The sequence below is a fragment of the Streptomyces rubrogriseus genome (genome assembly GCF_027947575.1).
Classification (GTDB): domain Bacteria; phylum Actinomycetota; class Actinomycetes; order Streptomycetales; family Streptomycetaceae; genus Streptomyces; species Streptomyces rubrogriseus.
In genome coordinates this window covers 4,156,264-4,180,449 of the sequence record NZ_CP116256.1, presented here as the reverse complement: position 1 = coordinate 4,180,449, position 24,186 = coordinate 4,156,264, and the positions used below count along the sequence as shown (strand labels likewise).

The following is a 24,186-nucleotide window of genomic DNA, read 5'->3' as shown; positions in this document are numbered from 1 at the left end:
CGCCGACATGTTCGGAGACGATAGGCCCAGGTCCGATTGCGCATGACAGCGATCCCGACCTGCGATGACATTGCCGAGGAGTGCCTCCGTGGCCGAACCCAGCAGTCCCAGGAGCCGCTGATGTCCGAGAACCTGAGCCAGGCGCAGCCGCCGGCCGTCGACCGCGCCACCTTCGAGCAGCAGTTGGAGGCGCTGCGGGCGAGGGAGAAGGCCCACACCCGTGAAGGGGACGCGATCGCCGCAGCGCGCCGCAGGCTCCCGATGGTCGAGGTGGCCGCAGACAGCCCACTGCTGGGACCGGACGGCCCCACGACGCTCCTGGACGCGTTCGAGGGGCGACGGCAGATGATCGCCTACTACTTCATGTGGTGGCCCGGCCGGCCGGCCGCCGAGCAGTGCGAAGGCTGCACCTGGGTAATGAGCCACGTGGGCGAGCTGGCCTATCTGCACTCCCGCGACATCACCTTCGCCGTGCTGTGTCAGGGGCGGAATGTGGCCTACGGCTTCGGGGACGCTCGGACGTCGTACGAGGAGAGCCTGCACTACCGCACCTTCATGGGCTGGACAATGCCGTGGTACTCCGCCCAGCCCTCACTCGACTCGCTCCTGGTCGGCCGGGAACCCGGCCTGTTCCATCTGGTGTGCTACCTGCGTGACGGCGACCGGGTCTTCGAGACCTACTGGACCAACCGTCGCGGGGCCGAAGCGGTGGACTACAGCTACGCGCTCATGGACCTCACGGCATTCGGGCGCCAGGAGGACTGGGAGGACTCACCGGCAGGCTGGCCACGCCTCGGGCAGGCCACACGGACCTTGGGCGGGGCTCCCGACTGGCCGCCACTGCGGGAGGCGCAGGGCGGACGCCCCACGGCTCAATGGCCACGCATCAACCCCAACCACTCCCCCGTCCCGGACACCACCGCCCACTCTGCCGGCGGACCTGGCCATCAGTGCTGAAGGTCGCTCAGGTTTCCGTACCGGGCCCGCTGGATGGGCGCCCGCGACCAGGGGAAGTTCGGAAGAACCCGCCTGAGGACACAGGCACAAGGCACCCGTCAGGGCTCGTCGATCAGCTCGATCGCGCGTGTCACAGCGGCGAGGGCATCGGGGCAGCCTGTGCGCCGGTGAACATCAAGGCAGGTGTCGGCGAGCTTGATGACGTGTTCATCCTGGTGGCGGACGGCAAGGGCGAAGGTCTCTTCCGCCGACCGGTGGGCGGTGGGCAGGGCGTGCCGAGGTAGAGGTGCGGCAGGGGCGTAGGCCGCCGTCACGGCCGCGCTGGCCGCCCAGGCCGCGTGCAGACTCATGACCCACTGGGTGCTGGGGAGTGCGGGCAGGGTACGCAGGACGGCCATGGGCGCGGTCGCGGAGTGAATCAGCATGACGGGTGAGCCGTGCGCGTTGGGGAGGTAGCGCACGGCGGCAGCCGTCGTCAGACCGGCCAGCAGGTCGCGGGCCTGCCCGGCGTCCGCGGCGGGTGTCAGCGCGGCCAGCGCCGCGGCCCATCCGCTCAGGTCGGTGAGCTGGCCAAGCCGGTGGTCGATGTCCGCGCTCTGATCCGCGATGCGCGGAACGCCCGCAAGAGCGGACGCCGGACCGGCGGTTCCGGAAGGGACGGCGGACGGCACCTGCTGCCAGCGCGCCGCCCAGTAGCCGAGAGCCTGGCCGAGCTCGGCCAGGCGGGGGCCGTCCTCGTGGGCCAGCAGCGCGTGGACGGCGTGACCAGTACGGATCACCCCGTGGGTTGCCCCGGCCGCGATGCCGGGCACAAGCCGTGGCCACCACACCTCCAGTACGGCGCGCCACGGCTGTTCGGTCACCTCGCGGTCGAAGAACGCGAGCCAGTCCCCAAGGCGGCGAGGATTCCCAAGCGCCGAGCGCCATCCGACGGCGGTGATGGGACAGGCGCCGCGAGGCCGATCGTCCAACCGACGCATATAGAGGTCCAACCAGCGGTGAACCTCTCGGGCGTATCCGCGTCTGACCATGGACTCCACCGCCATGGGACCGTGATTGGACAGCCGGCCTCCGAACTCCGGCCCGGTCCGATACAACCGTTCCAAGGCCTCATCGAGCGTGCCGTCAGTCCCCATACGAACCGACACTATCGACGCAACGACCCAACACCATCGGACCAGAGACCCAGACACACCCCTGCGCCAGACCTAGTACTCCAGCAGGACTTCACGATCCGACCTCCGGGTTTCGCATCGAGGAGTGCTTCCGGGGCGCGAAACAGAGACGCGGCCTGGATGGCTACCGGGTTCGCCGCCATCGCGGGTGGCACCCTGGCCACCAGCCACGGCAGGCACCGTTGCAGTACTGGCGGGTACAGCGGCCGTCCGGGCAGTGACGACGGGGCCGCAGTCCCGTACGCAGGCAAGGTGGTCGGGCAGGCAGCTCTACCCTCAGGCACGAGCGGGCGACCACGGGCTCCGGCGCAGCCGAAAGACGTAAGCCGCCTTACGGCCGCTTGCTGCCCGCCTTCGCGAGTTCGCGGGAGATCGCCGCTTCGCCCTGCCCCTGCACGCTCTCTTCCAGACTGTGGTCGTCGCGCTGCGAGAACCGCTCGCCCTTGGCGAAGTCGTCCTCGCTCAGCACCTTGCCGCACCACTCCCCCCGCCCCGCCACACGGTCGTCGAACGGCACGGCAGCCCCTTCTCCCAGGACGACCCACTGATCGGCCTTCCAGCGCAGGGCAAGGACATACATGTGCCCGATCTCCAGCCGGGGTGCCTCGGGAGCCGTGCCCTTGACCCGTTTGCCGTTGCGGTACACCGACCAGCCAGGGGCGGTCATGTCGAACTCGCTCCCCAGTTCATGCCGGGGGGTGGCGGCGGACCACAGCACCTTCTCCTGCCGGAGCGTCACCGCCCGGTCCACCGTGTGGCTCACCGCCCCCATGGCGACTTCCTGCCTGTTGGTTTCCCGCTCGGCGGTCGGCAGCGCCACCACCACGTGGTCCGCGCCCGCTTTCCAGTCCGCCGCGGTCTGCGAGGGGAAGGGGTCGTCGGGCGCGCCGCAGCCCACCACGGTGCGGAGACTCTCCCTGCCGACCAGTACACCTGCGGTGATCCCGACGAGCGCCAGCACGGCTATGGCAGGTCTGCCGGACAATGAGCGACGCACCGGGGAACTCAACTCATGACTCTCTTTCTCGAACAGCACTGGGCCAGTCGTCCCATACCTGGATTGATCACTTTCCTCGCCGGTCGGTTCCGAGAGGGCGGCAGCGATGTCACGGGCGGCACACAGATGGCACTCGTCCAGTCTCAGGGCGTGCCCGATGGCTTCGACGACGGCAGGGGACGGAGTGATGGGGCGGCCCTGCTCAAGACGGGCGTAGTAGTCGGCGGAGACCCCCGCCAAGAGGACGGCTCTCCCGACGAAGTCCCGGCACTCGCCGCACCCTTACGTCCGGCGGCAGCCCCACCTGCTCGGGGTCGCGCTGGGCACGGGACCGCTTGAGGGATGCGGTGAGCTCATGGTTGACGAGGCCATAGGAACAAGTCTGTGGCACGAAAATCGCCGGTGGCCGCCGAAGCTGGGTCTCTCAGTCCTAGTCAGCAACGACCTGGGGCGCACGGTGCATGGCATGCCCCCCACACACAGACCGCTCCCTCGCACATCACGCTTGAGTCAGCGCCGGATCAGCAGTCCTGATCCGGCACAAGGCGGGCTACGGCTTCCTCGCGGCCGGGGAGGAGACCAGCGGCGAGGACGTGCGGAACATGTTCGACGTCCGGGTCGCCGGGGTGTGGAACCTGCTGCGCGCGCCGCGCTCCCGGTCCCAGGGTGGTGAGCTGCACCGGACCTGCCTCTGCGGACGGCCGCCGTCACCGCCCATTGGGGGCGGCACGACGACCTCAACCTGACCTGCGGCGCCGTGGGCTGCGGGTCAACGGAGGGAGTGGCCTGCGACGGGCCCGCACACGTAGTTGCCCGGCTCGGCGGGGTCGTCACTGATCCAGAACTGGATCCACAGCGCGGCGAACTCGGATCGGCTGAGGTGACCGTCGGCATCCTGGTCGAGACGGTCGAACACGTCGCCGGTAGCGATCCCCTGCCCGTGCCACAGGTCGATCAGCCGCTGGTGCTCGTTCCTCGAGATGCGGCCGTCACCGTTCTCGTCCACCGCGTCGAAGACCGTGTCGGCCGTGGCGGCCACGGCATCCTGCATGGTGGGCAGCCGGTCGACCATGGCAAGGAGGTCGTCCATGTCGATCCTGCCGTCGTTGTCCGTGTCGACGGCCTGCGAGAGGTGCTGCCACCACCCCAGCAAGACGCCCTCGACCCGCGCGGCCAGTTCGCCGTCCGTCCGCACGCGGGGCAGTCGGCCCCACCGGGACGCGAGGGCAGCGAAGTCCTCCTCCTCCAGGCAGCCGTCGCCGTTCACGTCGAAGGCATTGAACATGTCCTGCAGCTTGGTCCGCTGAAACTCACTGGCCATCACATGCCCCTTCTCTCGCGGTGCTGAAGGGATGCTGTCCGCGCACGTCGGCCGGCCAACGGCGCTTAAGGGCGCAAGGTGTCACAGCGATGCCTCCGAGCGCCCTGTCCGTGCGCCGAGCGCCGGAGGAAATAGGGGTCACTTGCCAGGCCAGGGCTGCGATCCAACCTGTCGAAGTTGTCCACCAGTTGGGGTGACATGGAAGTGAAGCCCCTGGCAGACGGGGCCCCTGCGGGCACCTCCTAACCTGGTCCCATGTCCACTTCTGTGCACGCTCTGGCCCACTGCCCCCTGACGCCGGATGCGGTGACAGAGTTCTTGGCCCTGGCACATCAACCAGCGGTCACGGGGGACTTCGACGCGGTCGACGCCGTTCTGCGTGCTCGGGGCTGGAGTTGGGAGCATGAATGTGTGGCCGACTCATATCGAACAGGCTTCGGTCACGTCCTGTGTACCGAGGGTGACACCCCGTTCGGGGATCCGACGGCGCGACGCTTCCTCGCGTTCGGGGAGCTCTATCCTGTCGACCCGGACGACCCGGATCTCGACAACATGCCCTGGCTGGGCGCACTCGTGGACGACTGGGGCCGGGCCCCGGGCTGGACCGTCCGGCGCCCGGCCGCGGTGGACGCGTGTACCGAGGTACTGGACCGGGCCGCGGACGCCGTCTCCGCACACCTCGGGGCCGCGCCGGAGGTGACGGTCATCAGCGACGCGGCCGTGGTCACGGGCCCGGCGATGCCCCACCGGATCTGGCGCACCGAGACGCAGGCCGTGGTCGTGGGCCCGCACGCGGACAACGGCCCGTACGGCTACCTCACCCATCTGCAACTCGCCGCCTCTCCCCTCAACCTGGCCCCCGAGTTGCCGCCCACAGGTGAGACCGCGGCACTGGACCGCTGGATCGAGGCACACGTCGACTGGTGACCTGCCGACGTCAGTAGCGCGTGCCCTGATGGGGCGGTGCGGAGAGGAGGTCGTGATCCGGTCTGCGAACTCGACGGGGAGCTGGAGTGGAGACCGGCCAGGGTCGCGGCCGATTTCGCCCATGCCGCAGGCGAGGTCCCCCGTGTCCGCCACTCTGGAACTGTCGAAACCAAGGACTCCCTCCGCAAGGCGACGGTGACAACAGGCCGATCATCTCCGATCATTGACGGCGTTTGCGCTTCACGAGCGCCGCCGATCCGCGGTGGTGTGCCGGAATCAGGGGTGGGAGCAGAGTTGAGGAACAGGTTAAGAAGAAGCGGCAGGGCAACGAAGGTGCTGCTGGCGAGCGTGTTGGTCGGGACGGCACTGGCGGCGGCCCCCGCTGCCGGCGCCGCGGCCTCGGGAGTCACCGCCACCGGCACCGCCGACTCGACCGTGGTGCCGTCGGGGCCGGGCATGGAGCTGCCGACTGTGTCGTTCACCCAGATGACGGTGGACGAGGCGAGCCGGCGCGTGTGGATAGCCGGCGATCGGGTCTATCCGGACGGGTCGCGGGACGGCGAACTGCTCGGTGTGCTCTACGGGGGCGCCGGGCCCGCCTTCGCCAGTGCCCACCTGGCCGCCCCGCTGTCCGGCGTCGCGGTGGAGCCGGACGGCTCGAAGGTCTACGCGGGACAGTCGGACCACATCGCCGGCTACTCGCACACCAATGGGTCGCTGTCGCCCCTGGATCCGATCGCGGCGCCGCCCGATGCGTGCGGGCGGGAGCTCGTGCACACCGGCGGGCGGCTGTTCTTCACCAGCCGTCCGGCCACGGGCCCCGGAGGCTGCACCGACGGGCTGGGCACGGTCGGCGTCGTCGCGACGGGCGAGGGCGGCACCCCCGGAACCGTCATGTACACGGGCGCTCGGACACATCTCGATGCAGGTCCCGGAGGTCTGCTGGCGATCGCTCCGGAGCGCTCGTCCCCGACAGACGACCCGGACCTGGGGATCTACCGGGTGACGGACGGGGCGGACGGGAACCTTCTGGAGTTCCTGGGCGAGCGCCGGTTCGCCGCGGACGGCACGGGAGAAGGCATGGACTTCCGGGACGCCGACTTCGCCGCGGACGGTTCCGTCCTCGCGGTGGCCGACGGAACTCGGGGAACCGTGCTGCTCGACGGCCGGGAGGCCCGCTTCCTGGACAACCACTACGCGCCGCTGCCGGCGGGAGTGGCGGCGACGGCCGTCGCCTTCAGCCCGGACGGCAAGTGGTTCGCGCAGGGCGGCGCGGCGTCGGGCGATGCGGCCGACCTGACCCTGGCCTTCGCCGACCCGTCCATCGAGCGGCAGCCACTGCGCATCAGCTTCGAGGACGAGGCCGCGGGGCACCGGGTCGTCCCGCGGGGGATGGAGTTCTCCGGGGACGGGGAACAGCTCTTCGTCGTGACCTCGAACGAGGACGGCTCGAAGTTCTGGCTGCACACGATCTACACCCGGCAGGCCCTGGCCCCGTCGCGCCTCGTGGACGTGACGCACGGACCGGCCGTCGCCGGGGAACCGTTCAGGGTCAGTGGCCGACTGGACCTGGACGGACTGGCCCCCACCCAGGCGCCACGGATCACGGTGCAGCGGCTGAACGGCCTGGAAGTCTCCGACCTGCCGCCGGTCCCTGTCGCCGACGACGGAACGTTCGTCCTGGAGGACGTGCTGCCGGAGCGGGCGGGCAACGTCCAGTACGTGCTCGGCTACGCGGGGGACGAGGTCCACTACCGCTCGGAGTACTGGCTCGTGGTGGACACGGTCGAGGCCTCGGGCCCGGTGACCCGCACCCACCGGTGAACGCTGCGCGGGGCGGCGGGCATCCGTAGCGTTCGTCCGGCATGTCCGGCGCGAGCCGGGCCCGGCCCGGGGCGGATACGCCCCGGGCAACGTGCCCCAGCGGGGCGTATCCTGTAATCAGGTGAAGTGCATGACGACGTAGGTCTCGTCATGAGCAGTCTCATCGAGGACTACGCCCTTCTCAGCGACTTGGAAACTGCCGCGTTGGTCGGCAGGGACGGCTCGGTCGACTGGCTGTGTCTGCCTCGGTTCGACTCTCCCGCGTGCTTGGCGGCACTGCTGGGAACGAGGGACCACGGTTACTGGCGCGTCGCCCCGCGAGGCCTCGACGGCCCCTGCGTGCGACGCGCCTACCGGCCCGAGACCCTGGTCCTCAACTCCGAATGGCGGACCGGCTCCGGCTCGGTCCGCGTCACCGACTTCATGCCGCCCCAGGCCGGTACGCCGTGCCTGGTGCGGGTCGTCGAGGGCATCTCCGGCGCGGTGACCGTGCGCAGTGAGTTCAGTCCGCGGTTCCATCAGGGCAGGGTCGTGCCGTGGACGCGTGACGCGGGCGGCTGCGACGTCGCCGTCGCCGGGCCGGACGCCGTCTGGCTGGGAACCGACGGCCCGACGGGGGAACGCGTCAGGACCGCCGCCACGGTGACCGACTACAGCGTCACGGCGGGAACGCGGCTCGCGCTCACGATGGCCTGGGCGCCCTCCCACCGCGCCGCTCAGCCCACGGCACTGCTGGTACCCGCCGAGACCTTCCAGAAGGAGACCGTCGACTTCTGGCGGCGCTGGGCGGCTCGATGCCGCTATCAGGGCCCCTGGCGCAGTGCCGTCCTGCGCTCCCTGATCACCCTCAAGGCACTCACCTACGCGCCCACAGGCGGCATCGTGGCCGCTCCGACCACCTCCCTGCCCGACCGCATCGGCGGTCCGCTCAATTACGACCACCGCTACTGCTGGCTCCGCGATTCCGCACTGACCCTTTCCTGCCTCCTGCAGAGCGGCTACCGCGAGGAAGCCGCCGCGTGGCTGGGGTGGCTCGTGCGTGCCGTGGCCGGCGACCCCGCCCGGATCCAGGCCGTCTACGGTGTCGCGGGCCAGCGGCTGCTGCCTGAGGCGGAGGCTCCGTGGTTGCCCGGGTACGAGGATTCGCGCCCGGTACGTTTCGGCAATGCCGCGATGGGCCAGTGGCAGCTCGATGTGTACGGGGAGGTGCTGGACACGCTGTGGCTGTCGTTGCGGGCCGGGATCGAGGTGCCGCCGCATGTGTGGAGTCTGGCCAAGTCCCTCATGGAGTACCTCCAGGAGCATTGGCGGGAGCCCGACCACGGGCTGTGGCAGGAGCGGGGGCCCGCGCGGCAGTTCGTCCACTCCAAGGTGATGACCTGGGTGGCCGCCGACCGCGTGCTGCGGCTCGGGGCGCTGTTGGGCGCTGACGTCCCGTCCTTCTGGTATTCGCTGCGGGACGAGGTCCGGCGGCAGGTGTGCCGGCACGGGTGGGACTCCGGGCGACGCTCCTTCGTCCAGGCGTACGGCTCGTCCCGGCTGGACGCGTCCGCCCTGCTGATGCCGGCCCTGGGCTTCCTGCCGGCGACCGACGGCCGGGTGTGCGACACGGTGCGGGCGATGGGCGCCCTGGAACACGGCGGGTACCTCAGCCCTTACCAGGAGGCCGACCGCGCGCAGTGCCGCGAGACACCGTCCGTCGCGTGTTCCCTGTGGTACGCGCAGGCACTGAAGTCGGTGGGTCGGCCGGACCGTGCCCGGGCTCTGCTCGACCGGGTGCTGGCGATCCGCAACGACGTGGGGCTGCTGTCGGCACGATGGGACCCGGACGACGGGCGGCAACTGGGCAACGCCCCGCAGGCGTTCAGTCATCTCGCACTGGTGCAGACGGCCTACGCTCTCACGGAGGGGAGGTCGCGGTCACCGCGGTGAGCAGCACCATGCCGGAGTCGCCGTAGTCCGGCAGGGTCGGGTCGGCGTCGATGTGCGTCACGTTCAGCTCTTGGACCAGAGGAGCGAACACTCCTTCGACGATCTGCGGGTCCACCGGGCAGCCCGGCCAGCGTGATTCGGGTCCGATGCGATAGGTGGGCATGTTCTCCATGAAGGCGGCCACCAGGAACCCGCCCGGCGACACGCAGCGCGCGAAGGCACGGCAGAATCCCGTGAACTCCCCGATGTCCTCGGTGGCCCCCTCCGCGACGAAGTGCATGGACGCCAGCCCGTAGGCCCCGGCTTCCAGATCCCGCACGTCTGCGCGTATCACCTCCACCGGCATGAGCGCATCCGTCAGTGTCGCGGGGACGTCCGGGTTGAGGCGTCGGCACAGCCGGTGGAAGGGCAGCCAGCTCGGGTCGGGACCGACGCGGACCTGCCGCTCCAGGTAGTTCACGTTCCCCTCGCCCGCCTCGACGGCGTCCACCCGGCGGCTCACCGCCGACGCGAGGATCAGCGGGTAGAGGTTCGGGCCTGCCCCGAACTCCACCGACCGGTCGACCCGGTGGGGTGCGAGGCCCCGGTAGAAGGCGGAGTGGTGGGCGATGACGGCCGCGTCTGCGGGGTGCAGCACCCGGTAGTTCTCGGCGAGGTAGTCGGTGACCGGCCAGCCGTCCCAGTCCACGTCGTCGTTGTGCGTCGGCATGGCCCGTCAGCCCTTCGGCCGGAGCGCGAAGCGTTCGGACAGGCGGGTGAGCGTGCCGTTGAGCCGGTCGATGTCGGAGTCCGAGTTCAGCGCCGTGACCTGGATGCGGAATCCGACGCGTTCGCGTGGCACCAGAGGGTGGGGGGCCAGGGTCGCGTAGATGCCCTCGTCCCACAGGAAGCCACCGACCGCGTCGAGGTCATCGGCGTCCGCCAGCGGAATCTCCAGGATCGGCAGCCGGTCCTCGTTGAGGGTGTCCACACCCAGGGCGTCGAGCTGGTCGAGGACACGGGCGGTCTTGCGGTAGAGGCCCGCCCGGATGGCGTCACCCCGGCGGTCGTTGACCTCAAGCCCGGCCATCGCGGTCGCCAGCGAGGCGGTCGGCGACGGCCCCGAGTAGAGGTAGGGCGCGGCCAGCGTCTTCAGCCGGCTCTTCAGTTCCGTGGGCAGTGCCAGGAAGGCCAGCAGCGACGAGTACGCCTTGGAGAACCCCCCGGCGAGCACGACCCCTTCGTAGGACTCCCCCGTGTGCCGGACGACGCTGTTGCCCCGCATGCCGTACGGGCACGGCTCCGCGGGCCCTCGCTCGCCGATCACGCCGAAGCCGTGCGCGTCGTCCACGTACAGTGTCGCGCCGTGCGTGCGGCAGATCGCGGCCAGCACGGGCAGGTCGGGAACGTTGCCGCTCATGCTGTTGACGCCGTCGATGCAGACCAGCCGGGGCCTGTCGGCCGGCGCCGCGGACAGCAGCTCGGCGAGTTCCCCGGGCCGTTCGGCGTGGAACCGGTGCAGGACGGCGCCCTGGCCCCGGGCCGCCACACAGCCGTCGTACACCGTCCGGTGCGCGGTCGCCTCGACGAAGACCTGTCCCCCGTCGGCCAGCAGCGGGATCACCGAGGCATGGATCAGGGTGAGGGTCGGCAGGAGGAGGGTGTCCTGGGCGCCCAGGAGCGCGGCGAGGCGCTCCTCGATCTGCGGATAGAGCCGCGGGCTGCCCAGCAGGCGCGACCAGCTGGGGTGACTGCCCCAACGGCGCAGCGCGGGTTCGACGGCGGCGGTGATCTCGGGGTCCCAGTCGAAACCGAGGTAGTTGCAGGACGCGAAGTCGATCAGCCAGTGGTCACCGCTGCGGATGTGCCGTCCCCGCACCTCGTCGAGGACGGCGTCGCTCATGGGGTTGGTGCGCCGCAGGGAGTCCAGGTCCGTCGTCGGCGCGCGTCGGCGCCCCGCTGCCGCGGGTCGGCGCTCACCGTGGCCGGCGACGCTCTTGGCCGGCTTCCGGTGGTCACGGTCGATCCTCCGGCGCAGGACCCGCGCGCTCTGGTGCGCCGTCATGGGACGGGCGAACAGGTAGCCCTGCCCGAACCGGCAGCCCATGGCCGCCAGCTGGTTGCGCTGTTCCGGGTGCTCGATGCCCTCGGCGATCACCTGCAGACCCAGCGTGTCGGCGATGCGCACGATGCCTTCGACGAGCGCGACCTGCCGGGCGTCCTGCGGGATGTCGTCGATGAACGACTTGTCGATCTTGAGTACGTCGATGGGGAAGTCGCGCAGGTAGCGCAGCGAGGCGAACCCCGTGCCGAAGTCGTCGACCGCGATGCGGACTCCCAGGTCCTTGATGTCGTGCAGAACCGTCTGGATCCGGTCGTCGCTGCGCAGCACTACCGTCTCGGTGAGTTCCAGCTGCAGGGAACCGGGGGCGAGGCCAGGGGTGCGCAGCACGTCTTCCACCTGCTCGACGAAGCCGGAGTCCCGGAACTGCCGTGCGGAGACGTTGACGCTGATGTAGGGCGCCCTGCCGGGCTCGTGCTGGAGGCCCACGGCGTCGCGCACCGCGTTGCGCAGCACCCACGTTCCGAGATTCCTTATGTGTCCGGTCTCCTCCGCGAGGCGAATGAACCGCTCCGGAGCCACGGGCGGGTGCGGCGGGTGCGGCCAGCGCACCAACGCCTCGAAGCCCACGACCTCACCCTCGGTGATGTCCACGACCGGCTGGTAGCGCAGGGTGAACTCCTCGTCGGCCACGGCGCGGGCGAGTCTGCCCTGCAGATCCTGCCGTTGGGACATCCGGGTGTGCAGCCGACGGCGGAAGCGGCGCCACTGCCGTTTGCCGGCCGACTTGGCCGCGTACAGAGCGAGGTCGGCGTGCCGGAGCAGTTCCTGTACGTCGTCGCTGTCGCGGGCGGTCGCCACGCCGACACTGGCGGAGACGGGCACCGGCTCGCCCGCGAAGGTGAACGGCCGGGACAGGGTCTGGATGATCTGTGCTGCCAGCAGTTCCGCGTCGAGCGGCTGTCGGGCGTCCTCCATGAGGACGGCGAACTCGTCACCACCGATACGGGCCGCGGTGTCGGTGCGGCGCAGGGTCCGGGCCAGACGCTGGCCGACATCCACCAGGAGGCGATCGCCGGCGACGTGCCCGAGCGTGTCGTTGACCAGTTTGAAGTCGTCCAGGTCGATGAAGAGCAGGCAGGTCAGGGCAGCCTCGCGACGGCCGCGCAGCAGGGCCCGCTCGACCCGCTCCAGCAGCAGAGTCCGGTTGGGCAGGCCGGTCAGGGGGTCGTGGAAGGCCCGCTGGGTCAGCTCATGCTCCAGACGACGCTGTTCGGTCACGTCGCGGAGGGTGACCACGAGCCCGGCCACGGTGGGCTCGTCGCGGAAGTCACTGCACCGCACCTCCACCTCGACACCGTCGGTTTCACCCCCCACCCGCCAGTGACCGCGGGTGTTCCTGGCCCCGCTGTCACGCACCGCGCGCAGTTCCTCGCTCGCCCGAGACCGGTCGCGCGCGTCCAGGAGCCTGGGCAGGGGGCTGCCGACCAGGTCGACCGTGCCGAAGACGGACTCGGCGGACGGGCTGGAGTACCGCACGCGGTCGTCGTCGTCCACGATGAGGATGACGTCCGAGGCGTTGCGGACGAGGGTGCGGAAGTACGCCTCGCTCTGGCGGCGGATGACCTCCTGACGCAGGAGGACACGTTGCATGGCGAGGCCCGCATGCGAGGCGAGGATCTCCAGGGACGCCCAGGTCTCCAGCAGCCGCTCCACGGGCCCGGCGACCAGCAGCGCGCCCGCGTTCTCGCCCTTCGGCCGGTCCGGGTGGGTCATGGGGCACACGAGGACGTCGGCTTGTCCGGCCAACTCGTCGGCGACACCGGGCCCGAGGTCGGCGGGGTGGGACAGACGGGTGTGCTGGGGTGCCTGCTGCCGTGTCACGTCCTCGGGAGGCAGCAGCAGTGTCCGATGCGGGACCGAAGGGCCCATCAGACCGGCGACCGCCGTCTCGCAGGCGCCGATGACCTGCCGCGGCCGGACGGCCGCCACGAGCGACGCGCCCGCCCCGAGCAGCGCCCGCTCCCGGGTCAGGGCCCTTTCGTGCGCCACGACCATCCCCCACAGGCGGATGATGACCAGCAGGAACAGCAGCGCCGAGAACACGGCGATGGCCGGGGCGTCGTGCGTGGCACCGGCCAGCCCCTCGTAGAGCAGGATCGCCGGAGCGATCAGGGTGACCACGGCGAGTACCGCCAGCCGGTGGTTCGGTGGCAGCGGGGACTGACGTCCGGGCTTCGAGGCGGTGACCTCCGCCATGCTCGGATGCAGGGCGGCCAGGCCCCAGGACGTGTAGAAGGCGATCCATCCGATGTCGAGCAGGGTGCCTGCCTGCCACGTCGCGTTCAGCTGGAGGATCCCGTAGGCGATGTCGAAGCCGAGCAGGGTCGCCGTCCCGGCCACCAGCCACCGCACCGCACGATTCGAACCGCCGACGGGCCCGGGTAGCAGCAGACGCACCAGCAGAGCGAGCACCAGTACGTCACCGAGGGGGTAGGCGATGCTGATGGCCCGCTGCTGCCAGGTCAGCCCCTCCACCTCCGTCAGCGGGCGCACCAGGTAGACCCACACCGGCAGCGCCAGCCCGGCGGTGAGAGTCAGCGCGTCCAGCATGCTCGGCAGATCGCGGCCCGCGTGCCGCTGCCGTTCCAGGCCCCACAGGCCGAGGGCGAAGAGCGGATACGTCACGAGGTAGATGGCGTCCGCGGGCGACGGGAAGGGGTTGGATGCCTGGAAGTACTCCTCCAGGACGTTGTAGTACGTGTCCCCCGCGATGAACGCGAGCAGCCCAGTGGCGAGGACCCACCAGGGCCAGGGAGGGACGGGGCGGTGGAGCCGGATGCCGGCCGCCATGGCCGCCACACCGGCCAGGCCGATCACGGCCCACACCGGAGTGCGCATGCTGGGAACGGTCAGGTAGACGGCTGTGGCGAAGGCCACGAGCGTGACGAGGGCGGCCATGAGCCGTCGTGCTGCCGCCACAGGCATACGCCTCCCTGGCGGAGGGGACCGGGCTCTCCACCCTGGTCTGCTTCCTCACCCGATCGTCACACCGCCCGTGCGCGGCTGCATCTCGGGCACCTCACGGCTGGATGGCCCCGATGTCGGGTGGCGTGGGCACCGTGTGGCCGAACAGGTCGACTGCCGCGTCGTCCGTACCGAACTGCCCGCGTAGGTCCAGTCCCGGGCGCGGACAGCGGGGGGCGAGGAGGCGGGCGTCAGCGGGCCTGTCGACGTCCGGCAGCGCGCCGCCGGTCAGGCAGGGCGCGGCGGACGTCCCCGAGGAGCGGCCCTCCACGCGCTCCTGTCCGGTGTGCGAGCGCCAGGCGTCGAGGTCCGGGTAGCGGTGCGCACCCCACTTCACGCTCCAGCGGCCGGAGGACGCGTACTGGTTACCCTGGAAGAGGACCCTGTCGGTGGTGAGGGCCGTGTCGGCGGACACCAGCGGATCACCGTCGGAGACCAGGAGGTTGTTGCGGAAGGTGATCCCGCTGTTGCCCGGGCGCAGCAGGACCACCGTGCCCGGTCCGCCGGGGGAACGGGACATCGTGACGGTGTTCTGGTAGATGCTCAGGTCACGCACCTGGGACCCGTAGACGGTCAGGGCGCCGTGGGCGGGCAGTTTCCGTCCGTCGTCGGCGCTGACGTTGTACCGGATGGTGTTGTCGGTGTGCGCGCCGTTGCCGGTCGCCGAGTACACGTAGTAACCGGAACCGTCGTTGTGGAACGACGTGTTGTACTCCACCGTCGAGTGCGACACGTTGGAGTCGAGGCCGAAGCCGCCGCCGTCCACCTTCGATCCGGTGTGGTTGCGGTACGCGGAGTTGTGCTCGATACGGACACGGGTCGAGTCGTAGGCCCAGATTCCGACCGGTCCGGCCGGTGCCCGTCGTGCCGACCGGGCTCCGTTGTCGTACGCGCTGGAGTCGCGCACCGTGGCCTCGCGGACACCGCCCAGGATGATTCCGCTGCCGGTGTGCCGTTCGGTCGCTGTCGGGTCCCCGGCGTTGCCGTGCGCGTGCACCGCCTCCACGACCACGTCCTCGTGGGCGTATCCCGGGTGCTTCGGGTCGAACGCGGGTCCGTAGGTGAGCAGCCCCGCGTCCCGGTTGCCGTGCAGGTCCACCTGGCGGACGGTGACGTCCCGGAATCCGGGACCGGCGCCGGAGGCACCCACCGCTACTCCGACCCGGAAGCCGGACACGTCGACGTCTTCGACGGTGACGTGCCGTCGGTCCCCGCCGTCTCGCGCGTCGGCGTACAGGTTGACGCCCGCCTCACCGGTGTGGTGTGCGCCCGGCCCGGTGAGAGCGAGGTCGCGGATCTCGACTCCCGCCGTGTTGTGCACGGACACCCCGGGGGTGTGGGTCGAGGTGATGGTGGCTCGGCCTGCGCCGTACGAGCCGACGGTCACCGGCCGTGACGCGTCCCCGGCCTCCCCCTTGGCAACCGTCACGGTACCGGCGAAGCGCGCGCCGCCCTGGAGCAGCAGCCGGTCGCCCGGTCGCAGCTCCGCCTTGTCCGCCCGCGTCAGCGACCGCCAGGCGGCGTCGGGCGAGGTGCCGTCCGCGCTGTCGTCGCCGCCTGGACTGACGTAGTAGGTGGTGCCGTGCGGTACGTAGTGCGGGGTGGCCGAGCAGCCGGCGGCGATGCCCGCGGCCAGTGCGGCGGTGAGGGCGAAGGCGGCGCGGCCGGGCATCGTGATCAGGTCCCGACCGGGTCCTGCACACGCGCGGCGGCCGCGACCGTCCGTCCGCCGAACCAGGCGACCGTACGGCGCAGCCCCGTCTCCAGGGGTACTTCGGGTTCCCAGTCCAGCAGGGAACGCGCGCGGCGGATGTCCGGGCGGCGTCGGGCCGGGTCGTCGACCGGCAACGGGCGGTGCTCGATCCGTGAGCTGGAGCCGGTCAGTCTGAGCACCAGGTCGGCCAGCTCGCCGACCGTGCACTCGACCGGGTTGCCCAGGTTGACCGGCCCGGGGTGCGGAGTGTCGAGCATCGCGACCAGGGCACGGACCAGGTCGTCCACGTAGCAGAAGCAGCGGGTCTGGGTGCCGTCGCCGTGGATGGTCAGCGGGGCGCCGGCCATGGCCTGCCGGACGAAGGTGGAGACGACGCGGCCGTCGTGGGGACGCATCCGGGGCCCGTAGGTGTTGAAGATCCGGACGATGCCCGTGTCGACGCCGCAGGTCGTGCGGTATGCGGTGGTGAGGGCCTCGGCATACCGCTTGGCCTCGTCGTACACGCTGCGCGGGCCCACCGGGTTGACGTTGCCCCAGTACTCCTCCGGCTGCGGGTGCACCGCCGGATCGCCGTACACCTCGCTCGTGGACGCCAGTACGAACCGCGCACCGTGGCGCTGCGCCAGGCGCAGGGCGTTCTCCGTTCCGCGGCTGCCGACCGCCAGGGTTTCCAGCGCCAGCCGGGCGTAGTCGGGCGGTGAGGCGGGGCTGGCCAGGTGGGCCACGCCGTCGACCGGGCCCGGCAGCGGGTGGGCGCGGGTGACATCCGCCCGCACGAGTTCGAAGCCGGGACGGCCGAGCAGATGGGCGACGTTGACCGGCCGACCCGTGCAGTGGTTGTCCAGGCACCAGACGGTGTCGCCGCGGCGCAGCAGGGCCTCGCACAGGTGCGAACCGACGAAGCCGCTGCCGCCGGTCACGAGCACTCTCATGACACGGCCTCCGTCCCGGAGCGGCCCAGAGCGCGCACGGTCCAGCCACCGGCTCGCCAGGCCGCCGCGTCCAGGGCGTTGCGGGCGTCCAGGAGCAGCGGCCGGCGCACGACGGAGAGCAGCGCGCGCGGGTCGAGCCGACGGTAGTCGGGCCAGGGGGTCAGGTGCAGGACCAGGTCCGCTCCCTCGCACACCTTCGAGACGTCCGGGGCGTACGCGAGCTCCGGCCGGGCGGCGCGCGCGTTGTCCAGGGCCGCGGGATCGTGGACGCGGACGGCGGCACCCTGCGCGTGGACGGCGGAGGCCACCGTGAGCGCCGGCGAGTCGCGCACGTCGTCGCTGCCCGGCTTGAACGCGGCGCCCAGCACTCCGACCCGCCGACCGGTGAAGGAACCGCCCAGCAGCCGCCGGGCCTGTTCGACCGTACGGCGCCGTTGCCGGGTGTTGATCCGGTCGACCTCGTGCAGGAACACCACCGCCTCGGGGGCGCCCAATTCCTCCGCGCGGGCCGCGAAGGCCCGGATGTCCTTGGGGAAACAGCTGCCGCCGAAGCCCAGACCGGGGTCGAGGAACAGCGGGCCGATCCGCGAGTCGGCCCCGACCGCCCGCGCCAGCAGGGGGGCGTCGGCGCCGGCCGCCTCGCAGACCTCCGACATGGCGTTGATGAAGGAGATCTTGGTGGCGAGGAACGAGTTCGCCGCCACCTTCACCAGTTCGGCGGTGGCGGTGTCGGTGCCGAAGTAGGGCACTCCCGCCCGCAGCATCGGCCGGTACACCTCCCGCAGGATCGTGTCGGCGCGCCGGGAGACGGTTCCGACGACGAGCCGCTCGGGGTGCAGCGTGTCGTGGACCGCCGAGCCCTCCCTCAGGAACTCCGGGTTCCAGGCAACCTCGCGGCCGGGCGCGACCGCGTCGACCCATCGGCCGAGGCGGGCCGCCGTACCCACCGGGACCGTGGACTTGCCGACGATCAGCGCACCCGCGCGCAGATGGGGCAGGAGCCCCCGGACCACCGCGTCGACGTAGCGCAGGTCGGCCGACTCGCCGTCCGGCCGCTGCGGGGTCCCCACGCATATGAAGTGGACGTCGGCGAAGGCGGCGCCCTCGGCGAGCGAGGTGGTGAACCGCAGCCGTCCGGCGGCGGTGTTACGGGCGAGCAACTCGCCCAGTCCGCTCTCGTGCACGGGCGGGCGCCCGGCCGAGAGCGCGGCGATGCGGTCCTCGTCGACGTCGATGCCGAGGACGTCGTGACCGAGGTCCGCCATGCACGCGGCGTGCACGGTTCCCACGTATCCGGTGCCGATGACTGTCAACCGCATGACGGGTCACTCCTTCGTGCCCGGCCGCCGGTCCGATCCGGCGTAGCCGTGCGGGTTGAGCTGTTGGAAGTGCCAGGCGTCCCGGCACATCGCGGCCAGGTCGCGGGTGGGGCGCCAGCCCCAGGCGCCGGCGACGGCGCGGGGGTCGGCCACGAGTTCCGCCACGTCTCCGGGACGGCGGCCCACGATGTCGTACGGAATGGGCCTGCCGCAGGCCGCGCTGAACGCCCGGACCACGTCGAGGACGGAACTTCCCTTTCCTGAACCGAGGTTGAAGGTCCGCATCCCCCTCAGGCCGACGAGATGGTCCAGGGCCACGCGGTGTGCCTCCACCGTGTCCATGACGTGGAGGTAATCGCGGATCGCGGTGCCGTCGGGGGTGGGATAGTCGCCGCCGAAGACACGGAGGCGATCCCTTCGCCCGAGCGCCACCTGTGACACGTAGGGCATGAGGTTGTCGGGCTCACCGCCCGGCGCCTCGCCCAGCAGCCCGCTGGGGTGGGCTCCGGTCGGGTTGAAGTAGCGCAGGCACAGCACCGCGAGGTCGGGCCAGTGCCGGCAGACGTCGGCGAGGATGCGCTCGCACAGCCACTTCGAGGCCGCGTAGGGGTTGGTGGGCCGGGCCGGAGCCGACTCGTCGAGCGGCCGACCGCCCGTGTCGCCGTAGACGGAGCACGACGAGGAGAACACCAGCCGGCGAACGTCGTGACGGCGCATCGCGGCCAGCAGACAGGTGGTACCTCCCACGTTGTTGTCGTAGTACTGGACGGGCATCCGTGTCGACTCGCCCACGGCCTTGTGCGCGGCGAAGTGCACGACGGCGTCCACATGGTGACGGTCGAATACGGCCGACAGGGCGCGCCGATCACGAATGTCCAGCTCGTAGACCGCACCGACGAAACGGCCCGCGATGCGTTCGACGCGCTGGAGGACTTGGGGGGTGCTGTTGGAGTGGTCGTCGACCACGATGACCTCGTAACCGTGGTCCAGCAGCTCCACGCAGGCGTGACTGCCGATGAAGCCGGCCCCGCCGGTCACCAGCACGGTCGCCGCGGCACCCGCGCGGGTGGCGGAGCGGGTCGAGGAGGCGTTCACGTGGCTCACCACCCCAGGACGGCGGCGGCGTACGCCGGGAAGAAGACGAGGGCCGCGACGACCGGGAGGGCCGAGAGCGCGCCGAGGGCCAGCGGAAGCCGTGCGAGGGGCAGCAGCCCGGCGGGCCGCAGACCGACGCGGCGTCCGGCCTCGCGCAGATGCAGAAGGGGCACGGCGACCGCCACGGCTGCGTATCCGACCGCGGCGAGCAGGCAGAGGAAGACGTAGCCGACCGACGCGCTGTTCAGCTCTCCGTACAGGGCGACGCCGGACAGGCCGGCTGCGAGAGTCGCGAAGGGGAGGATCAGCCGGGCGAGCAGGGGCTGTGGGCCCTCGGCGCCCTTGGGCGTGACCTTGAAGGTGAGAGGCCGGGGCCGCAGCCGCTGGGCCGCCGCTCCCACCAGCCCCCAGACCACGAACGGCCAGCGGGCGAGGGCGAAGAGCCACACCTCCCAGCTGACCAGCGGCGCACCGGGGGGCCGCAGGAGCCCGCGTCGGCGCAGCAGGAGCAGGGTCAGCAGCAGCCAGCCCGGAAGGGACCAGAAGTGCAGCAGGAAGTCGAAATAGTCGACGGCCACCCAGGGGATGCCGGTCACCACGGCTACCGGTGGCAGCACCAGCCCGGCGATGACCATCAGTCCGAGGATCGGGTAGTAGGCCAGCGCGTAGGTGAACCTCAGCCGCAACAGGGCGGACAGCCGGCGCAGATGGCCCGGCAGCAGCCCCAGCAGCATGGTCGCCAGGCTGCGCGACCACTGGTACTCCTGGGTGACCATGTCGCCGAAGGTCAGGGGGCCGTCGCCGTGCGCCTCGGCGTCGATGGCGAACGCCCCGTGCCAGCCGGCGGAATTGAGCAGGTACGTCGTGGAGAAGTCCTCGGCGAGCTCGGGCCCCAGCCCGCCGATGTCCCGCAGGGCTCGGGTGCGCACCGCGTAGTGCGAGCCGATGCACATCGGCGCGAGTCCGTCGCTGTGCCCCAGTTGCACCGCACCGTGCCACACGGCCTCACGGTGCAGCCGACCGCGGGCCGACCAGGACTGTGACGCGTTCGCGTCGCAGATGCTGGGGGCGGCGACGTAGCCGAGGGCGGGGTCGCCGAACGGCCGCACCATCTCGGCGAGATACGTCGGCTCCGGCACGTGGTCGCAGTCGAGCTGCGCGACGACCTCGTACCGCTCGTAGCCCCAGTGGTCGTAGAAGTAGGCGAAGTTGCCCTCTTTGCAGCGGGTCCGGCGCGGCCACTGGGACCGGTGGTAGGCCGGCACGCCGGCGCGCGAGGAAATCCGTACACGGTTGGCCCGGCACCACCGCGCCGACTCCGCGGTGGGCTGCTCGTCGCACAACCACACGTCGTAGGGGTACGGGTAGTCCTGGGTCAGCATCGCCTCCAGCGTGCGCCGGGCCGTCGGCCAGGGTTCACTGGGCGCACGGGTCACCGCGAAGGCGACCGACAGCGCGGGCACCGGCAGAGCCGGGTCGACCCGGCGCACCCTGAGCGCGGTGACGAAGAAGTACGCCGGCAGGGCCGTGAGGTACAGCAGCAGCGCGCTGTTGATCACCAACCCGGCCCAGCCCACGCGGTGCTCGGGCTGGAGCCACCAGGTCCAGAACCAGACGAAGCTCGTCGTCCAGCCGAGCGCGATCACGGCGAGCAGGAAGCGGTCGCGGCGTCGCACGGCGGGGACGAAGGTGCCGGGGCGGGCCCTGCGGCGCTCGTGCGGGGCCGGGCGGAAGAAGGGGCCGGCCGGGGTGACCCGGACGACGTTGCCGTCCGAGATCTCTGTGAGGTGGTGCTCCACCTCCAGCAGGTCTGGCGCTCCCCCCGGTCCGTTCTGCGTCATGGTCGCTCCTGACGCCGTACGCAGACGCCGTATGTTTACGACGTATATGTACGATATTGCGCTTATCGTGGACTTGCGTCAAGGGAGAGCAGAGTGCCCCGAGGGCACGGTTCGAGGAAGTGAGGTGACGTAGCGTGCCGGAAGAGGTGAAGGCTGGCGACGACGGGCGTCGGCGGCGCGCCGGCGACCGGGGGCGGTACGGAAGGCTCAACCGTGAGCTGGTGATGGCCTCGGCACTCGAGGTTGTCGACCGAGACGGGCTGTCGGGACTGAGCATGCGCGGACTGGGAGCCGAGCTGGGCGTCGAGGCGATGGCGCTGTACCGCTATGCGTCGGGGAAGGACGAACTGCTCGACGGGCTCGTGGGGGCGCTCTTCCTGGAGCTGGAGGAGGAGCTCGGCCAGACACCGGACGGCGACTGGCGTGCCGGGCTGCACCACATCGCGCTCGCGACCTACCGGGTGGCGATGCGTCACCCGAATGTGGTGCCCCTGCTCGCCACCCGCCTGCTGTCGACACCACTCGCCCGTCGGCCCGAGCCGGTGCTGCGCGGCGACGAGCGGATCCTCGCCCTCCTCGCGGACCTGGACGAACATCGCGCTCTGGCCCTGCACCGCGCCTTCACCGCCTGGCTCCTCGGCTATCTGATCGTCGAACTGCGAGCCATGGACGACGCCCCGGACGAGCCGGACCCCGCCTTCCGCATCGGGCTGCACCGCATCTCGGCCCAGCAACTGCCGCATCTGCGTGCCACCGCCACCGGGCTGACGGAGCGGGGCGGCCCGGAGACACTGGCCGCGGGGCTCGACGCCCTGCTCGACCGGTTCGGCTGACCGGACCCTCCGCCTCTCGCCCACTCTGCGGGACCGCTGTCCTGGAGCGGGCCGGCATTCAGTCCGGCACCGCACCCGAACAAGCCTCGGCGATGGCACGCGCCCTGTGCCGGATCATCGAGCGGACCTTCTACCACGCCTCACAGGAGTCCCGCGAGAAGCTCCTGGAGGCGTCGGCGGCCTGTGAGCACGTCCGGCTGATCAGCGCTGGGCCGATCAGCCAGATGCGTCTGTCATGGCGGCGGTGAGCCGCCGATCGCGCCGGGGCCCGTACCGCAGGCGGCGCGCTGCGTGCGGGCCACATGCCGCACGCTGCGCGCCGCCGGTTCGATACGGAGCGGACTGGGTTCGACGAGCGGGCGAATCACTCGCCGCGGAGCGCCGGTGAAGCACCCCGGCGGCCTCAGAAGAAGTGCTTGCGTCCACCGACCGCGCGTCCGGTGGCACCCAGGATCCACAGGATGGCGCCCACCAGGATGAGGATGCCACCAATCGTCGTCAGCAGACCCATGCCGACGAGCAGGCCGATGATCAGCAGAATCAGTCCAAGAATGATCATTTCAAACCCCATCCCTCAATCGCGACTCGGGCGCGTGTGCGTACAGGCCCCACAACGGCCCGAGTTCGCCTGTCAGTTGATCGATCCCTACCGGCCCCGAACGTCGGGACCTCGGTTCGACAGCCCTTGTGCCCGGCCACACGGTGTTCACGCACCTCCCGGGAACTTCACTGGCGAAGCGACCCCCCAGGCATCCTCGGACGACCACCGGCTACTGGGGCCAGACCCTCCCCCTGTGACCGGCGCCACTATTGAAACCCCGTATTAATTCATATTTAATGGCTGCGCTTGCCGCTTCCGGCTACGTCCCCGGCCTGCCCCGGGCCCCAGGAAGGAACTTCGATGAGCACAGCCCCCGGCGCGCCGACGGTGTCGCGCAGCGCGCTGCCCTGGGTGGAGCGCATAGGCATCCCCCGCCCCCTGATGTGGGGGTACGTCGCGGTCCTGATCTTCATGATCGGTGACGGCGTGGAGTCCAACTACCTGGAGCCGTACCTCCGCGACAGCGGCTTCACCTCCTCCGGCGCGGGGCTCGTCATCAGCGTCTACGGCGCCTTCGTCGCCCTCGGCTCCTGGCTCTCCGGCGCCCTGTCCAACGTGTGGGGACCGCGCCGTGTCATGCGGATCGGCGCGGTGCTCTGGATCGTCTTCGAGGTTCTCTTCCTCACGCTGGCCCTCCCCAGCGAGAACCAGGTTCTCGTCTACGTCTTCTACGGCCTGCGCGGCATCGCCTATCCGCTGTTCGCCTACGCGTTCCTGCTGTGGATCCAGCTCACCGCCCGCAGGGAACTGCGCGGTTCCGCCGCGGGCTGGTTCTGGTTCGCCTACAGCGCGGGCCTGCCCACCATCGGCTCCGCCATCGCCGCCGTCAGCATCCCGCTGGTCGGCGCCTATTCCACCTTCTGGCTGTCCCTGGGGCTGGTCGCGGTGGGCGCGGCGATCGGCTCCTTCGCCGTCAAGGAGGCACGCGGTACGCGGCCGATGGTCGACACCACGGCCCCGGGCTTCTCCTTCCGGTCGGAGCTGCTGCGCGGCGTCAGTGTGCTCAAGCGCCATCCGCGCATCGGGATCGCAGCGGTGGTCCGGATGATCAACACGACGCCGTACTTCGGGTTCTTCGTCTTCCTGCCGTCGTTCTTCACCGACGAGATCGGCATCAGCGAATCCAAGTACCTGGCCCTGGTCACCTTCATGGGTGTCATCGGCATTCTCGCCGACCCGTTCTTCGGCCGGATCAGCGACCGGCTGGGCTGGCGCTCCACCATCGCCTGGGCCGGCGGCGTCGGCTGCGCGCTCGGTGTGGCGCTCGTCTACTGGGTGCCCCAGCTCGCGCCCGGCAACTACGCCGTCGCCCTGCTGGCCACGGTCGTCTACGGCATCATGCTCGCCGGTTACATCCCGCTCTCCGCGCTGCTGCCGTCCCTGGTGCCCGAGGAGGACAAGGGAAACGCCATGGGCATCTACAGCCTCGCCGCCGGGCTCTCCACCTTCGTCGGGCCCCTGACGTATTCCGTCGTCGACCCACTCGTGGGCCACACCGGCGTCGTCATCGTCTACATCTGCATGTACCTGGCGGGCGCCCTGCTCACCTGGCGCTACCTGGACGTGCCCGAGGACCCGGGGTCGCGCCGCGCCGGTGGCCCCGTGCCGGCGGTCTCCCTCGCACCGAAGGACCTCCAGTCGTCCTGACCG

The 24,186-nt window shown here is 70.8% G+C and carries 17 protein-coding genes and 2 pseudogenes; 7 read left to right on the top strand and 12 right to left on the bottom strand.

Annotated features, from left to right (window positions below):
• Window positions 1-120: 120 nt before the first annotated feature.
• Entirely contained in the window at window positions 121-957 is an 837-nt protein-coding gene (locus tag Sru02f_RS19060; RefSeq protein ID WP_109031486.1) for a DUF899 family protein, read from the top strand.
• Window positions 958-1,055: 98 nt separating this feature from the next.
• Here Sru02f_RS19060 and Sru02f_RS19055 read toward each other — a convergent pair whose 3' ends face one another.
• The 4 genes and pseudogenes from Sru02f_RS19055 to Sru02f_RS19040 all read right to left on the bottom strand — a co-directional run bounded on the left by Sru02f_RS19055 (window position 1,056) and on the right by Sru02f_RS19040 (window position 4,450).
• Window positions 1,056-2,093: a questin oxidase family protein gene (locus Sru02f_RS19055; protein WP_109031206.1), complete on the bottom strand. Its 1,038-nt coding sequence runs from the start codon at window positions 2,091-2,093 to the stop codon at window positions 1,056-1,058.
• A gap of 370 nt (window positions 2,094-2,463) precedes the next feature.
• The gene (locus Sru02f_RS19050; RefSeq protein ID WP_109031485.1) at window positions 2,464-3,168 is read right to left on the bottom strand and encodes a hypothetical protein; all 705 of its coding nucleotides are present in this window, start codon (window positions 3,166-3,168) and stop codon (window positions 2,464-2,466) included.
• Window positions 3,169-3,234: 66 nt separating this feature from the next.
• A pseudogene (locus Sru02f_RS19045) lies at window positions 3,235-3,520 on the bottom strand (helix-turn-helix domain-containing protein); the annotation flags it as partial.
• Window positions 3,521-3,898: 378 nt separating this feature from the next.
• Window positions 3,899-4,450: an EF-hand domain-containing protein gene (locus Sru02f_RS19040; RefSeq protein WP_109031205.1), complete on the bottom strand. Its 552-nt coding sequence runs from the start codon at window positions 4,448-4,450 to the stop codon at window positions 3,899-3,901.
• Between the two features lie 411 nt (window positions 4,451-4,861).
• Here Sru02f_RS19040 and Sru02f_RS19035 point away from each other — a divergent pair, with 411 nt between their 5' ends.
• The 3 genes from Sru02f_RS19035 (at window position 4,862) to Sru02f_RS19025 (ending at window position 9,133) form a co-directional block, all read left to right on the top strand.
• Window positions 4,862-5,377: a hypothetical protein gene (locus Sru02f_RS19035; protein WP_244941786.1), complete on the top strand. Its 516-nt coding sequence runs from the start codon at window positions 4,862-4,864 to the stop codon at window positions 5,375-5,377.
• Between the two features lie 348 nt (window positions 5,378-5,725).
• Window positions 5,726-7,201: a WD40 repeat domain-containing protein gene (locus Sru02f_RS19030; RefSeq protein WP_244941785.1), complete on the top strand. Its 1,476-nt coding sequence runs from the start codon at window positions 5,726-5,728 to the stop codon at window positions 7,199-7,201.
• Window positions 7,202-7,351: 150 nt separating this feature from the next.
• Window positions 7,352-9,133, top strand: coding sequence for a glycoside hydrolase family 15 protein (locus tag Sru02f_RS19025; RefSeq protein WP_109031203.1), 1,782 nt, complete (start codon window positions 7,352-7,354; stop codon window positions 9,131-9,133).
• Here the strand turns inward: Sru02f_RS19025 and Sru02f_RS19020 are convergent.
• The 7 genes from Sru02f_RS19020 to Sru02f_RS18990 all read right to left on the bottom strand — a co-directional run bounded on the left by Sru02f_RS19020 (window position 9,102) and on the right by Sru02f_RS18990 (window position 21,102).
• Complete coding sequence (locus Sru02f_RS19020; protein WP_109031202.1) at window positions 9,102-9,842, bottom strand: methyltransferase; 741 nt, start codon at window positions 9,840-9,842, stop codon at window positions 9,102-9,104. The genes Sru02f_RS19025 and Sru02f_RS19020 overlap by 32 nt on opposite strands.
• Before the next feature lie 6 nt (window positions 9,843-9,848).
• Complete coding sequence (locus Sru02f_RS19015) at window positions 9,849-14,135, bottom strand: aminotransferase class I/II-fold pyridoxal phosphate-dependent enzyme (protein WP_109031201.1); 4,287 nt, start codon at window positions 14,133-14,135, stop codon at window positions 9,849-9,851.
• A gap of 121 nt (window positions 14,136-14,256) precedes the next feature.
• The gene (locus tag Sru02f_RS19010) at window positions 14,257-15,873 is read right to left on the bottom strand and encodes a right-handed parallel beta-helix repeat-containing protein (RefSeq protein ID WP_109031200.1); all 1,617 of its coding nucleotides are present in this window, start codon (window positions 15,871-15,873) and stop codon (window positions 14,257-14,259) included.
• Between the two features lie 5 nt (window positions 15,874-15,878).
• Window positions 15,879-16,847, bottom strand: coding sequence for a UDP-glucuronic acid decarboxylase family protein (locus Sru02f_RS19005; RefSeq protein WP_109031199.1), 969 nt, complete (start codon window positions 16,845-16,847; stop codon window positions 15,879-15,881).
• Entirely contained in the window at window positions 16,844-18,166 is a 1,323-nt protein-coding gene (locus tag Sru02f_RS19000) for a UDP-glucose dehydrogenase family protein (RefSeq protein ID WP_109031198.1), read from the bottom strand. The genes Sru02f_RS19005 and Sru02f_RS19000 overlap by 4 nt, the downstream gene beginning before the upstream one ends.
• A gap of 6 nt (window positions 18,167-18,172) precedes the next feature.
• Window positions 18,173-19,210, bottom strand: coding sequence for a UDP-glucose 4-epimerase GalE (gene galE / locus Sru02f_RS18995; RefSeq protein WP_109031483.1), 1,038 nt, complete (start codon window positions 19,208-19,210; stop codon window positions 18,173-18,175).
• Between the two features lie 56 nt (window positions 19,211-19,266).
• The gene (locus tag Sru02f_RS18990) at window positions 19,267-21,102 is read right to left on the bottom strand and encodes a glycosyltransferase family 2 protein (protein WP_109031197.1); all 1,836 of its coding nucleotides are present in this window, start codon (window positions 21,100-21,102) and stop codon (window positions 19,267-19,269) included.
• Between the two features lie 134 nt (window positions 21,103-21,236).
• Here Sru02f_RS18990 and Sru02f_RS18985 point away from each other — a divergent pair, with 134 nt between their 5' ends.
• Together Sru02f_RS18985 and Sru02f_RS18980 are read left to right on the top strand one after the other, a co-directional pair.
• The gene (locus tag Sru02f_RS18985; protein WP_331478588.1) at window positions 21,237-21,935 is read left to right on the top strand and encodes a TetR/AcrR family transcriptional regulator; all 699 of its coding nucleotides are present in this window, start codon (window positions 21,237-21,239) and stop codon (window positions 21,933-21,935) included.
• 32 nt (window positions 21,936-21,967) lie between these two features.
• Window positions 21,968-22,183 (top strand): annotated as a pseudogene (locus tag Sru02f_RS18980) (hypothetical protein); the annotation flags it as partial.
• A gap of 155 nt (window positions 22,184-22,338) precedes the next feature.
• Here the strand turns inward: Sru02f_RS18980 and Sru02f_RS18975 are convergent.
• On the bottom strand, window positions 22,339-22,494 hold the full coding sequence (locus Sru02f_RS18975; RefSeq protein ID WP_010059700.1) for a hypothetical protein: 156 nt from the start codon (window positions 22,492-22,494) through the stop codon (window positions 22,339-22,341).
• Window positions 22,495-22,836: 342 nt separating this feature from the next.
• Here Sru02f_RS18975 and Sru02f_RS18970 point away from each other — a divergent pair, with 342 nt between their 5' ends.
• On the top strand, window positions 22,837-24,183 hold the full coding sequence (locus Sru02f_RS18970; RefSeq protein ID WP_109031196.1) for an MFS transporter: 1,347 nt from the start codon (window positions 22,837-22,839) through the stop codon (window positions 24,181-24,183).
• The last annotated feature ends 3 nt before the right edge of the window (window positions 24,184-24,186 follow it).